Genomic DNA, 13,064 nt, shown 5'->3' on the forward strand with positions numbered 1-13,064 from the left:
TTCCCTACCGCGTTTGCCGCCCGATTTTTGGAACTCCTTCGATCTTGTTGCGGTAAGACGAGATCCAATCCTTGGTTTTCTCAAATGGCATGGGTTTGCCGATGCCAAACCCCTGAACATGATCGCAACCCAGTTGGGCCATCAGAGCGTGTTCACCCGGTGTTTCGACACCTTCGGCCAAAGTTTCCAGATGCAAACGTTCCGCCATCATCAGAATGGCGCTGGCAAGCTGTTGCTGGCTTGGGTCCAGATCCGCTTTGGCAACAAATGACCTGTCGATCTTGATACGGGATACGTTGAACCGTTTGATAGAACCGATCGAGGCATGTCCTGTCCCGAAATCGTCCAGATCAATACAGCACCCCATTGCGGCAAGCCCGGTGGCGTTGCGGGTGATGACATCGTCGGGCCGTCTGGAGAACACGGTTTCCAACACCTCGACCGCCAGCCTGTCAGGAGTCAGATCGAATTGATCCAATTCCCATTTCAGACGGTCGATCAGGCCCGGATTGCGCAGTTCGTCAGATGAGAAATTGATCCCGATGCGCGGCACCGACAGCATGGACCGATCCCATTCGCGCATTGCAGAGAAGGAATGATGCCGCATGGCCTGCCCCAGCCGGTCCATCAGTTCGGCCTGTTCGGCAAAGGGCAGGAACACATTGGGGGCAAGAACCCCTTTTTTCGGATGTTCCCAGCGGGCCAGAGCCTCAAACCCACTGATACGCCCGGTATCGGTGGAGATCTGGGGTTGAAACCACGGGCGGATTTCACCGCTGTCCAGCGCCGCCTCGAACTCTTTGCGCAAGTTGATCCTGACCTGCGCCCGTCTGCGCGTCTGAGAGGAAAAAGCGCGAATCGTGGAAGGCCCGTTTTGTTGCGCCTCCAAAAGGGCGTTATTTGCGGCTTCCTGCCATTCGATTGCCGAGCCGTCAGTGATATTGCTGCTCAGGCAAAAGCCAATGGAACAGGACATATACACGCCGGTGCCATTCAACATGATGGGGTCTTCAACGGCGTTTTGCATACGGCCCGACATCTGAATACATGCTTCCAGATCCAGTTGCCGTGCCGGGTGCAGAACAACCATCATCCTGTTTCCACCCATCCGGGTTGCGCAATCATTGGAGCGGATCATGGACAAAATGCGCGAGCAGAATTGCTGTGCAACGTGGTTTGCCGCCGCCTGTCCGTGCAGATCAAGCAATTGCGTGAAATCATCCAGAACCACCGCGAAACAGGCCGAGTTTTCCCCCTTCAGGCGGGCGTCGGCAAATGCCTTCTCCAAAAATGTTTCAAACTGGTCCTTTGACAGCAGACCGCCGGGGCGCCAAAGCCCCTTACGCGACGGATTGGCTGCGAATGCATTGATGCCTGCGACGATCAGAGGCAAAATCAGGGCCAGTGCAACCAGGGCCTGTTCACCCCCAATCCAGAACGCACTCAGACAAAGCGCAGGAACAAAGGCCAGCGCGGCTGGGCCGCCCAGAACGGTTTTCAACGAATGGACAAAACGGTCGGTAAGGGGATGGTTCCGCATCAGCTTTCTGGCCTTGGGCATGATCTGCACAAGGCAAAGCCTATGAAACCAGTCTAAGTCAGTCGTTAACGCAGAAGCGGAATCTCTTCTAAGTTCCCAGATTTTTCGTCGGAATTTAGTGAAAGGTTAATGAAATCAAACAGCTTTCCATCCAGAAGGTGCGATGGCCGCGCGTTTGTTAACGCTCGGAACATAACCTGTCGCCGACCCGGGCTGTTCTTTTCCCATTGATCCAGAATCTGTTTGACCTGCTGGCGCAGCAATCCATCCTGACTGCCGCACAGGTCACAGGGAATGATCGGGTATTGCATCGCCTTGGCAAATTTCTCGCAATCGGCTTCGGCGACATGGGCGAGCGGGCGGAATACAAAAAGATCGCCTTCTTCGTTCACCAGTTTCGGCGGCATCGTGGCCAGGCGGCCGCCGTGGAACAGGTTCATGAAAAACGTCTCAAGGATATCGTCGCGGTGATGCCCCAGGACGACCGCCGAGCACCCTTCCTCGCGCGCGATGCGATAGAGGTTGCCACGGCGCAAACGGGAACACAGGGCGCAATAGGTCCGGCCCTGCGGAACCTTGTCCATCACAACGGAATATGTGTCCTGATATTCGATCCGATGCGGCACGTCCATTCGACCCAGAAACTCGGGCAGGACCGTCGCCGGAAAGCCCGGCTGGCCCTGATCCAGATTGCAGGCCAGCAGATCGACAGGCAACAGGCCCCGCCACTTGAGCTCGTAGAGAACGGCCAGCAATGTATAGCTGTCCTTGCCACCCGAAAGACAGACCAGCCAGCGGGGTGGCTTGCCATCCTTGTCGTGGGCGGACGGATCCACCATCCCGTATTGCTCGATCGCTTCACGGGTCTGGCGCACAATGCGTTTACGCAGCTTCTTGAACTCGGTTGTCGAGGGCGCGCCGGCAAACAGCGGGTGGATATCGTCTGCATCATCAAACATGCGCCGTGGTTACAGCGGACCGAAGGCCCGGGCAAGGCGTAGAAGCAGGATCAACCGCATTTGGATAGTAGTTACACCCGTGTTACCCTGCGCGTATTTTTCAGGAGGTATATTATGGACTATTTCTTTTCCGTCCGCGCCCGCAGCGGCGAACACTATTCAAACAAGATGGGCACCGCGCGATATCTGGCTATTCCGGGGAATGTCGGGCAACCGGCACGGCAGCATGAAATACCGCAATCTCAATGGATAAGCCGGATTCAGGCCGAAGCCGGGGCGACGGCTACCGAGAACGGGCATATTGTTGTCTTCGTGCACGGGTTCAATACCGAGCAATACCAGATGCTGGAACGTCACCGCAAAATTCGCACCGGTCTTGAGATGCATGGCTTTAACGGTGTGGTCATCAGCTATGACTGGCCAAGCGATGGATCGGTTCTGGGCTATAACGTTGACCGGGCTGACGCGCGGCGTGCGGCAGAGAAATTGTTCAGTCACGGGATCACGGGGCTGTCCCGGATGCAGACTGCGGATTGCCGGTACAACGTCCATGTTCTGGCACATTCCATGGGCACGTTCTTGGTGCGAGAAGCCATGGATTATGCCGATGACGACCACGAAACCGCGCAACACAGCTGGATGACCAGCCAGATCGCGTTTGTCGCGGCGGATGTATCCGCGAAATCGTTCCGCGACGGCAGTTCCAAGACGTCCTCTCTGATGCGACGTTGTACTAGGCTGACATGTTATTACAGCCCGTTTGACGAGGTTTTGTCGATCTCAGAGGTCAAGCGTGTCGGAGTATCGCGCCGACTGGGCCGTGTCGGAATGCCAAACGACCGGCCTGAAAAAGCGGTTAATCTGTATTGCGGGTCCTATTTCAAAAATACCCGCGATGAATACGGGGATGGGCCATCTGCGACACACAACTGGTATTTTGACTCGCCCCGGTTTTTCGAAGACCTGCACCATACATTGATGGGAAAACTGGACCGAGAGGTCATTCCGACCCGCAGCTTCACCGACCGCGGCAATCTGGCGTTGATTTAAGGGTCTGTATTGTCGGGCACCGGATCGTAACCGTCACTGCCCCAGGGATGGCACCGGCATATCCGGTGCGCAGCCAGCCATGATCCCCGGATCGCGCCATGTTTTTCCAATGCTTCCAGCGCATAGGCCGAGCATGTGGGCTGATAGCGGCAATTGAAACCAACCCAGGGGCTGAAAATCAGCCGGTACGCGCGAACGGGCAGGGCGACGATATGGGACAGGAAGGTCATTTGTGGCCCGCATGCACTTTGCGAAGCGCATACCGCAAGTCGCTCAGCAGGACATCATAAGGAAGATCGGCGGTTACATCAGCCCGCCCGATCAGCACATAGTCCCATCCCTCAAGACCGGACACAGGCAAGACCGCCCGTGCGACTTCTCTCAGGCGGCGCTTGGCACGATTGCGGGCCACGGCATTTCCGACTTTCTTTGAGCAGGTAAAGCCAACGCGCAGCCCGACCGCTTCATCCGGAGCGCGTCGGCGGGCCTGCACCATCATCGAAGACGTTCCCTGTCTGCGCGCGCGCGCGGCTTTCAGGAAATCGGCTCTTTTTTTTAGGATCGTCAGAGATGTGGGTAGACAAACAGAAGCCGCCGGGGGCGTATTCCCGGGGTGGTTCTTACCATCCTCAGGGGCCTCCGGCGGCATCATGTTCATACCCTGATCAGTGGGCGGTTTTACGCGCTCAGCGATTTGCGGCCGCGGGCGCGGCGCGCATTCAGGATCTTGCGGCCGGCTTTTGTGGCCATGCGCGCGCGGAAACCGTGGCGGCGTTTGCGAACCAGGTTCGAAGGCTGATAGGTGCGTTTCATCGCTCCGTCTCCAATCTATAGCGGTCGGGTGCGGCGCGGATTCGCCTGGCCCTAGTGTTCGAAGCCCGTCCTCTACTGCCAAGCGAAGTGTAAGTCAAACCCCAACGGTCCGGTTTTCGCGGCTTTTGCAACAATTCTGTAAACCGATTGCTGAAAAGATTTCAAATCGGTCGATTATCGTCTGAAACTGTCACGTTCGCGGCCGCATAGATCAAGGCCCCGTGAACCCCCTGTTGCCAAAAGCGCATGCAGCGCATGTTGGGCGTAAGATGAAACAAGAAGAACCGGAAGACCAGATGTCCGAAACAAGCCACGTTCCACGAAACGGGTTGGCGCGCCAAATCCCTTTGCTGGTGATTCTCGGTGTCGCCGCGGTGGGGTTTTTCACGCTGGGTGATTACCTGACTTTCGAAACCCTGCGCGACAACCGCGAAGCGTTGCTGGCGTGGCGGGACGCAAACTACTGGGCCATGGTGGCCGGGTTCGTTGCCGTCTATATCGTGATCGTCGCGTTTTCGCTGCCCGGGGCTGCTGTCACCTCGATGACCGGTGGGTTCCTGTTTGGACTGTTTGCCGGAACGGTGTTCAATGTATTTTCGGCCACAATAGGCGCATCGGCCATCTTTTTGGCCGCCCGCTGGGGGTTGGGCAATACTTTGACGACCCGGTTGGATGCCTCAAAGGGGACGATTGGGAAGCTGAAAGACAGGTTGCGCGAGAACGAAATCTCGGTGCTGTTCCTGCTGCGGCTTGTCCCGGTTGTGCCGTTCTTTGTGGCCAATCTGGTGCCTGCGCTGGTGGGCGTCAAATTTCGCAATTTTCTGATCACGACGGCGCTGGGCATTATCCCGGGGGGTATCGTTTACACCTGGATCGGCGTTGGGCTGGGCGGTGTGTTCGACCGTGGCGAAACACCGGACGTTTCTTTGTTGTGGGAACCCTTCGTCATTGGCCCCATTGTCGGCTTGTGTGTGCTGGCTGCTTTGCCGATTGTCATCAAGTCCCTGCGTGGCGGAAAGGACGCCTGACCCATGCAACACCTCAAGACAGATATCTTGGTCATTGGGGCCGGGTCCGGAGGGTTATCGGTTGCGGCCGGTGCCAGCCAGATGGGTGCGAAGGTGATCCTTCTGGAAGGGCACAAGATGGGCGGCGACTGCCTGAACTTCGGCTGCGTCCCGTCGAAAGCGCTGATCGCAAGCGGCAAAGCGGCCTTTGGTCAGGCGCATTCCGCCGCGTTTGGCGTGGCCGATGTAAACCCTCAGATCGACTATGCGGCGGCGAAGGATCATGTGCGGGATGTGATTGCCCAGATCGAACCAATGGACAGCCAGCAACGCTTCGAAGGTTTGGGTGTCAAGGTGATCCGCGAGTTTGGCAGCTTTATCTCCCCGACCAAGGTGCAGGCCGGAGATCATGTCATCACCGCGCGCCGGATCGTGATTGCAACCGGGTCGTCGCCAATGGTTCCGCCGATCCCGGGACTGGACACAGTGCCTTATCAAACAAACGAAACCATCTTCGACCTGCGCGAGCGTCCGGAACACTTGCTGATCATTGGCGGTGGTCCGGTGGGTATGGAAATGGCGCAGGCTCATGTCCGGTTGGGCAGCAAGGTAACAGTTGTTGAAGGGCAGAAGGCATTGGGCAAAGACGACCCCGAGGCCGCGTCCGTGGTGCTGGAGGCTTTGCGCGGCGAAGGTGTTATGGTCCACGAAAATGCCGTGGTGGCCCAGATTCGCGGAAGGGAAGGCGTTGTGGAAATCGTGACCGAGAATGGCGATATTCACAGGGGCTCTCACCTTTTGATCGCCGTAGGGCGCAAAGCCAATATCGAGCGTCTGAACCTGGCCGCGGCAGGAATTGACCGCACCCGAACCGGGATCAAGACGGATGACAGCTTGCGGACGTCAAACCGCCGGGTCTATGCGATTGGCGATGTCTTGGGGGGGCTGCAATTCACCCATGTAGCCGGGTATCATGCGGGTATCATCATTCGATCCGCCTTGTTCGGCCTGCCCGCTAGGGCGAAAACGGCGCATATCCCATGGGCAACGTTCACCGACCCTGAACTGGCGCAGGTTGGTCTGACCGAAACTCAGGCCCGCGACCGGCATGGCGACAGGGTGCAGGTTGCGCGCTTTGACTATCACCACAATGACCGCGCTTTGGCCGAGCGCAAAATCAAAGGGTTCATCAAGGTCATGGTGGTGAAGGGCAGGCCCGTCGGGGCCACGATTGTGGGCCATCAGGCGGGCGAGTTGATCAACATGTGGTCGCTGGCTTTGGCCAATAATCTGAAGATGGGGCAGATCGCTGCTATGGTTTCACCTTATCCAACGATCGGAGAGCTTAACAAACGCGTTGCTGGCGCTTATTTCTCTCCAAGGCTGTTTGAGAATCAGACAGTTAAACGTGTGGTCAGGTTCGTCCAGCGCTTGATTCCCTGACCTGAAGAGGAGCGTAATTTGAACTCGCTGTCGGGCCGATTTCTGATCCTGACGACGGTCTTCGTTATGTTGGCCGAAATCTTGATCTTTGTCCCGTCGATTGCCCGGTTCCGCGAGGATTTCCTGCTAAACCGTCTGGAACGCGCCCAGATCGCATCGCTGGCGTTGCTGGCTGACGATATGCTGGCCGAAGATCTTGAGGCGGAATTGCTGGCGAATGCCGGTGTTTACAACGTTGTGTTGCGTCGGGATGAAGTCCGCCAACTCATGCTGTCGTCACCAATTCCCGAGGCAATCACCAAAACATTCGATCTACGGGATGCCGGTCCGTGGATTTTGATCCGGGATGCGGTGAGCCGGATATTCATACCCGAAAATGAAGTCATCCGTATCATTGGCGAGCCGGTCAAGGGCGCGGGGTTGCTGATTGAGGTTACGATCGACAGCGCCCCCCTGCGTATGGCGATGGTTGACTACGGCCTGCGCATTCTGGGGCTGTCCTTTGTCATCTCAATCATCACGGCGTCCTTACTGTTCCTTGCGGTGCGCGTGGTTCTTGTTCGCCCAATCAAAAGCGTAGTGGGATATATGCAGCGCTATGCCAGCGCACCCGAGGATGCGCGCGGCATCATCTCGCCGAATTCCAGAGTGACGGAATTGCGCGAGGCCGAAGAAGCGCTGAAGATGTTGCAAACGGAACTGACGCAGGCGCTCAAACAGCGCGAGCGGCTGGCGCAACTGGGTGGGGCGGTTGCAAAGGTCAGTCATGACCTGCGTAACATCCTGACATCGGCGCAGCTGTTCACGGACAGGATCGAATCCAGTGATGACCCGCTGGTCCGGCGAATGGCTCCGAAGTTGGTGAATTCGATCACCCGTGCTGTATCGCTGTGTGAAAGCACATTGGCATTCGGTCGCGCGGAAGAACCTGCACCCACTTTGACGATGGTGCCCTTGCGGACAATTGCGGCTGACGTCGCCACCAGTGAACAGCTGGCAGTCGCGGGGGGCTGCGTCGAGATTGTGAACGAAGTGCCTGAAGATCTGATCGCCCGCGCCGACCCCGAGCAGTTGTTTCGTGTCATCATGAACCTCGTGCGTAACGCAAGACAGGCGTTGGAAGCTTCGGGTAAGCCGGGTCTTATCACCATCGACGGGTGTGAATATCAGGACGCCTGGTGTCTTGAAATTCGCGACACCGGGCCGGGTCTTCCGCCAAAAGCACGTGAAAACCTGTTCACACCGTTTCAGGGTGGGGTCCGCAAAGGAGGCTCTGGCCTGGGCCTTGCAATCTCTCAGGAACTGGTGCGCGGGCATGGCGGTAACCTGACACTGAAAGAGACCGGGCCCGAAGGAACGATCTTTGAAATAAGGCTTCCGCGCGGAGACATGACTTTTTGATTTTTTTTTGAAGAATCGGCTTGCACGTCTTTGACCACAGGTCTAAACAGCGCCTCACCAACGCGGACCGATAGCTCAGCTGGATAGAGTACTTGACTACGAATCAAGGGGTCGGGGGTTCGAATCCTCCTCGGTCCGCCACTTGGTGATTTTCCCAAATCTCAACGAGATACACTAGGTTTCTTAAACCTCTGTGTTTTATGGCTGTGGCCGCGTTGGCTGGTTTCGTTGGATTTTGTCCGATCATACCCGTATACTTTCGTTGAGTGGTATATTTTGTGGTATTTTCATGGCTGCTCTCAGCGGGAAGCTGACAAAGAAGCTGGTAGAAAATCTTGGCCCGGGTCGGCATGGCGACGGTTCTGGTCTGTATCTTGTTGTTGATCCCTCTGGTGCGCGGCGCTGGATCGTGCGTGTAACGGTCAAAGGACAGAAGAACCGCAAGGGCGCTCCGCTGCGCACGGATTTTGGGTTGGGTGGCGCTGATGTTGTCACTCTGAACCAGGCTCGAGAAAGAGCCCTCGAATATCGACGCATGGCAAAGTCAGGGCTGAACCCTCGGTTCAATGCCCAGCGTGAAATCCCGACCTTTGAGGAACTCAGCCGACAAGTTCACATTGACCGCCTGCCAACATGGAAGAATGCCAAGCATGGGCAGCAGTGGCTCAACACTTTGCGCGACTATGCGTTCCCCAAGATCGGGCGCATGCCAGTCGACAGCATTGATCAACCCGAAGTGTTGATGTGCCTGTCGCCCATTTGGACCGAGAAACACGAAACCGCGAAGCGACTGTCTCAGCGGATCAAAACGGTGCTCGACGTGGCAAAGTCCAAGGGGTTCCGCTCGGGCGAGAACCCGGTGACCGTTATCCGCGAAGGTAAAGTGCTGCCAACCGTCAAAGCCAAGGTCCAACACCACGACGCAATGCCGTGGCAGGAGGTCCCCGCGTTCTATGCCGAGTTGCAGACCCGCTCAGCTATGGCCGCCAAGGCGCTGCAGTTCGCCATTCTGACCGCCTGCCGAACCTCAGAGGTCCTGGAGATGAAATGGCCCGAGGTCGATGTTGATGCGCGCCTGTGGACCATCCCGGCGGAGCGCATGAAGGGTGGGCAAGTCCATCGTGTTCCTCTCACTGACGAAATGCTGGCCATTCTGGAGCCGCTGCGTGCGCTGGCCTCCGACTATGTGTTCGAGGGGCAAAGGCGGCATCATCCCTTGTCGAACATGTCAATGCTAATGTTGCTGCGCCGGATGCGGCAGGATGGCGTCACCGTGCATGGCTTTCGTAGCTCGTTTCGGGACTGGGCGGCAGAGGCTGCTAATGCGCCGCGCGAACTGGCGGAGGCGGCTTTGGCCCATCAGGTAGGATCAGATGTGGAAAGGGCTTACGCGCGGTCGGATTTGCTGGAACGGCGAAGAAGCTTAATTTCTGATTGGAATAGATTTGTGAGTAACACCAGTCTTGAGGGCTGCTAGAGATGGCGGAAGACAACAAGTGGGTTAAACCCAACAGGCTCACAGAAATAGTCGCACATCACATCTTTCCGGTAGTGATAGGGGATAAGCTTTCGCCCAGTCTAGAACTGCTCACTGGCGCGTATTACCAAGATCGTTTCGAAGAACTCCAAGAAGGAGACACAATTTGGCAAGTTTGCGTTACAAGTCGTACTGGTCTGGATAAAGAACAAACAGGGTTTTCATATTTCCCGACCGAGGATGCGGCTCGTGAATTCTTGAAGTCTATGCCGATCGGCCTGACGTACGGAGAACACTGCGGTTACCCAAAACGACTAAAAGACTTGTTTGGTTCCGATGACGATCCATGCAGGGTGATGACTGCGATGTTTAGGCGTTGCGACGATGATGATGTTCACTCGGTGTGCTATCGGGCTCTTTCTGAAGCTGGTGTCAAAAATGAATGGGATTACGAGACAGCCCCTCGTGTACTTGAATGGCTAGGTGACGAGCACATTGCTTGGATGAAAGAGAAATTTGGAGAGAATTGGTCCGTCGTTGCGGAATTTGAGTACTGCCTGAACCATTTCCCGGACTCTTCACTGGCTAGTCTTGCGGCGCATTTGTTTTTGTTCCAGTTTGTGACTTACGACGATTTTGCCGCTGGTTACTACACCAAGGAAATACAGTCGATTGCAGGCGGGACAGAAGAGGCCGCAATTCTTGCAAAAAAAACTCAAGAGAACGCGGGAAAAGCCGGGGCACGTGCATCACGACAACGCAGGCTCAAAAACTTGGAGCTGTTGATGCAGGAAATTGAACTGCTGTCAGACGCCGTCAATCTTGTCAGTGAAGAACGCATTGTTGATCAAGCTTTGGAAAAGGCAGTTGAGAAACATAAGGACTTCCCCAAATCGCAAAAAACTCATGCGGACTACGGAACGGAGTTGCGGTCAATAGAGCATTTCAAATCGAGGTACGAAGCAGTGTTCAAGAAAAACGCCTAAGCGTTTTCTCGCTTCTGGAAAGCGCTTAGGCGCAGGAAAAAGTCTGGTGACAAGTCTAGAATGCTGCCCATAATTGGGAGCCATCGAAACTAATCCAAGGGGACTTTAACGATGGCAAGCGTCTTCAACGACGACCGGGTCTATTTCCCAGAAGACCCTGAAATGCAATTGCTGGGAAACCGCGAAAAGCTGGCTCAATGGCGCCACCGTATGTGTGGTCCTGCCTTTCTCCGCATCGGTCGGCGGATCGCCTATCATGGCGCCGATCTGAACGCCTGGCTGGCAGCACGGCGCACAGATCCCAACAACGAGGCTGCATAATGAAAAACCCCAACTCCAAGCGCGGAGATGGGGCTTTTCTAGTGACATCAACTGCCACCCTAGCAAGTCCAGTTGATGCCACAGGATGTCCCGCGCCGACAAGACAAAACGAGCGCCGGTACTACTGGTCGCCCCTGAGCCACTCGGTCGAATGGGTGATCATACGGAAAGGACGGATCAAGCATGGCTGATATGTCCTTTTCCAAGCCGAACAGCACGAGTCTCGACAGGGGGCCAGACACTGGCCTTCTTTCACGAACCGATCATCGGGAAACTGCTGAGAACTACGGCGGCGAACTCTTTCGTCATGGTATCTACCGCGTCTCTGACTGCCGCGATGGTATCCAATGGCTGTTTCAGCGCCAGAGACCCAAATTTCCGGCCGGGGGAGCGGCGTGGGACACGCTCGGGTACTGTGTGATCAAATCCGGCCTAACCCGGCTCGTCCGGGCGCATATCGGCTGCGACGTTCCGGAGTTGGATGCCCTTCCCGAGCGTTTCCAGCGGAGGTGTCGCGATGAGTAGACGGCGGTCTCCCAAGGGCAAACGGTCGGATGAGGGGCAATACATCCCTCTGCCCTACGCAATGATCAAATCTCCGGCGTGGCGGGCTTTGTCGGGACCTGCAGTGAAGCTCTGGCTGGAGCTTCACACCCGCTTCAACGGCAGCAACAACGGCAAGCTGTTCCTGTCGATGAACGAAGCGACAGAGATTCTAGGCCTAGGTAAGGCCACCGTTCAACGCGCTTTCGAGGATCTGCAGGACAAAGGCTTCCTTGTGCTGGAGCAGGAAGGCAACTGGTATCACCGTCGCGCCCACGAATGGCGGTTAACGACTAAGACCACACAAACCCGGTCCGGCAAAAAAGCCGCCACTAACAACTGGCGTTTCTGGCAGCCCGAAAAAACAAAACGCGGTTCTGGTACGGACCCGTCAGCATCCTCTGTGGTTCCGTTTGAGAACCCAAAGACCCCGCATGGTTCCAAATCAGAACCCGTCAGGCCGGTTTTTCGTCGGTCCTTCGGTTCTGAATCGGAACACTAATACTAACCACTCCCTGTTACGCGAGGCGGACATGAGCAAGGCACAGAAAGACAATGGCAATGATCTGCAGACAAAGGACCCCGAGCTTACCGAAGCGGAGACCAATGCGGTTGCCGATCTGAGGGAACGGAAGCGATCACGCGTCCGGGCCCCGGATATCACGTTGGATTTTGATGAAGACACACGAAGGCTCACGGTGGGGCACACAGGAAAAGACCCAACGGCGGCCTGCGCATTGGCGATGCATGAGCTAGGCACAGTCGATTATCGGTTCTTCGAAGGCGTGATGGATCAAGTCGCGACTCTCGGGCAACAGGACAGCTCTGTTTCTGAGGCAGCATCAAACTTCGTGATGTCTGTTGTTGCCGGGGTTGGGCCGCGAGAGGAGATCGAAGCGATGCTTGCGATCCAGATGGGCGCGATCCATCAGGCGACGATGATGATGGCACGCCGCCTGAACCACGTAAAAACTCTCACGCAGCAAGACTCGGCGGAACGGGCGCTCAACAAACTTGCGCGGACCTTCACTAACCAGGTTGAAACCCTGAAACGGTATCGCTCCAAGGCAGATCAAACCGTCCGGGTCGAACGCGTTGAAGTCAAAGAAGGTGGTCAGGCAATTGTTGGAAACGTGCACAACGGGGGGCAGTCGGATGACAAAAAGTAACGACAACCTCATGGACCCCACCAAACGGCTCAATGATGCGCCCAGGTGCACAGCAACGGCGAAGTCCACTGGCAAGCGGTGCCGCGCACCCGCCGTTCAAGGCTGGAGTGTTTGTCGCATGCATGGGGCTGGAGGTGGGCAAGCCGCTGGGCCAAGCCATCCGTCATGGAAGCACGGAGAACGATCGAGAGAAACCGAGGAAATGCGCAAGACGATCAATGAACTTATCCGCGCTGACAGGGAACTGCAGAAATTGATCGGCTGACCAGGCACTGCCTCGCAAGCAAGGTTAAAGCAGTCATTCGACAGAGCTGTTTCGATGGCCGCTTCGAGCCCGAAGCGGTAATTGTATTTG

The 13,064-nt window shown here is 56.3% G+C and carries 14 protein-coding genes and 1 tRNA gene; 10 read left to right on the forward strand and 5 right to left on the reverse strand.

What is annotated here, in order from left to right:
• Positions 1 to 4: 4 nt before the first annotated feature.
• Both ACR0NZ_RS16345 and ttcA read right to left on the reverse strand, forming a co-directional pair.
• Positions 5 to 1,561: a putative bifunctional diguanylate cyclase/phosphodiesterase gene (locus ACR0NZ_RS16345; protein WP_480520357.1), complete on the reverse strand. Its 1,557-nt coding sequence runs from the start codon at positions 1,559 to 1,561 to the stop codon at positions 5 to 7.
• Positions 1,562 to 1,605: 44 nt separating this feature from the next.
• Entirely contained in the window at positions 1,606 to 2,499 is an 894-nt protein-coding gene (ttcA, locus tag ACR0NZ_RS16350; protein ID WP_480520359.1) for a tRNA 2-thiocytidine(32) synthetase TtcA, read from the reverse strand.
• A 114-nt stretch (positions 2,500 to 2,613) separates the two neighbouring features.
• On the opposite strand from ttcA, the gene ACR0NZ_RS16355 reads away from it, so the two are divergent.
• Entirely contained in the window at positions 2,614 to 3,549 is a 936-nt protein-coding gene (locus tag ACR0NZ_RS16355) for an alpha/beta fold hydrolase (RefSeq protein WP_480520361.1), read from the forward strand.
• On the opposite strand, the gene yidD is transcribed toward ACR0NZ_RS16355, so the two are convergent.
• Genes yidD through rpmH form a run of 3 tightly spaced genes read right to left on the reverse strand, consistent with a single transcriptional unit; the run spans position 3,546 to position 4,362 of the window.
• Entirely contained in the window at positions 3,546 to 3,779 is a 234-nt protein-coding gene (gene yidD, locus ACR0NZ_RS16360) for a membrane protein insertion efficiency factor YidD (RefSeq protein WP_480474022.1), read from the reverse strand. The genes ACR0NZ_RS16355 and yidD overlap by 4 nt on opposite strands.
• On the reverse strand, positions 3,776 to 4,201 hold the full coding sequence (gene rnpA / locus ACR0NZ_RS16365) for a ribonuclease P protein component (protein ID WP_480474021.1): 426 nt from the start codon (positions 4,199 to 4,201) through the stop codon (positions 3,776 to 3,778). Before rnpA ends, yidD begins: the two co-directional genes overlap by 4 nt.
• A 26-nt stretch (positions 4,202 to 4,227) precedes the next feature.
• The gene (gene rpmH / locus ACR0NZ_RS16370; protein ID WP_005980833.1) at positions 4,228 to 4,362 is read right to left on the reverse strand and encodes a 50S ribosomal protein L34; all 135 of its coding nucleotides are present in this window, start codon (positions 4,360 to 4,362) and stop codon (positions 4,228 to 4,230) included.
• Positions 4,363 to 4,658: 296 nt separating this feature from the next.
• On the opposite strand from rpmH, the gene ACR0NZ_RS16375 reads away from it, so the two are divergent.
• The 9 genes from ACR0NZ_RS16375 to ACR0NZ_RS16415 all read left to right on the forward strand — a co-directional run bounded on the left by ACR0NZ_RS16375 (position 4,659) and on the right by ACR0NZ_RS16415 (position 12,709).
• Positions 4,659 to 5,390 (forward strand): TVP38/TMEM64 family protein, encoded by a 732-nt coding sequence (locus tag ACR0NZ_RS16375; RefSeq protein ID WP_480520433.1) that lies wholly within the window; start codon positions 4,659 to 4,661, stop codon positions 5,388 to 5,390.
• Between the two features lie 3 nt (positions 5,391 to 5,393).
• On the forward strand, positions 5,394 to 6,812 hold the full coding sequence (locus tag ACR0NZ_RS16380; RefSeq protein WP_480520363.1) for a dihydrolipoyl dehydrogenase family protein: 1,419 nt from the start codon (positions 5,394 to 5,396) through the stop codon (positions 6,810 to 6,812).
• A gap of 18 nt (positions 6,813 to 6,830) precedes the next feature.
• Positions 6,831 to 8,213, forward strand: coding sequence for an ATP-binding protein (locus tag ACR0NZ_RS16385; RefSeq protein ID WP_480520365.1), 1,383 nt, complete (start codon positions 6,831 to 6,833; stop codon positions 8,211 to 8,213).
• Positions 8,214 to 8,277: 64 nt separating this feature from the next.
• Positions 8,278 to 8,354: transfer RNA gene (locus tag ACR0NZ_RS16390), tRNA-Arg, on the forward strand.
• A gap of 148 nt (positions 8,355 to 8,502) precedes the next feature.
• The gene (locus ACR0NZ_RS16395) at positions 8,503 to 9,690 is read left to right on the forward strand and encodes a tyrosine-type recombinase/integrase (protein WP_480520367.1); all 1,188 of its coding nucleotides are present in this window, start codon (positions 8,503 to 8,505) and stop codon (positions 9,688 to 9,690) included.
• 2 nt (positions 9,691 to 9,692) lie between these two features.
• A complete protein-coding gene (locus ACR0NZ_RS16400) occupies positions 9,693 to 10,676 on the forward strand; it encodes a hypothetical protein (protein ID WP_480520369.1) in 984 nt (327 codons plus the stop codon).
• Between the two features lie 111 nt (positions 10,677 to 10,787).
• Positions 10,788 to 10,997 carry a MerR family transcriptional regulator gene (locus tag ACR0NZ_RS16405; protein WP_480520371.1) on the forward strand — a complete coding sequence of 70 codons (210 nt, stop codon included), beginning with the start codon at positions 10,788 to 10,790 and terminating at the stop codon, positions 10,995 to 10,997.
• Positions 10,998 to 11,625: 628 nt separating this feature from the next.
• Positions 11,626 to 12,042, forward strand: a complete 417-nt coding sequence (locus ACR0NZ_RS16410) for a MarR family transcriptional regulator (protein WP_480520373.1) — start codon at positions 11,626 to 11,628, stop codon at positions 12,040 to 12,042.
• Between the two features lie 31 nt (positions 12,043 to 12,073).
• Positions 12,074 to 12,709: a hypothetical protein gene (locus tag ACR0NZ_RS16415; RefSeq protein ID WP_480520375.1), complete on the forward strand. Its 636-nt coding sequence runs from the start codon at positions 12,074 to 12,076 to the stop codon at positions 12,707 to 12,709.
• Positions 12,710 to 13,064 lie beyond the last annotated feature (355 nt).

It is taken from the genome of Ruegeria sp. AE3 (assembly GCF_056542225.1).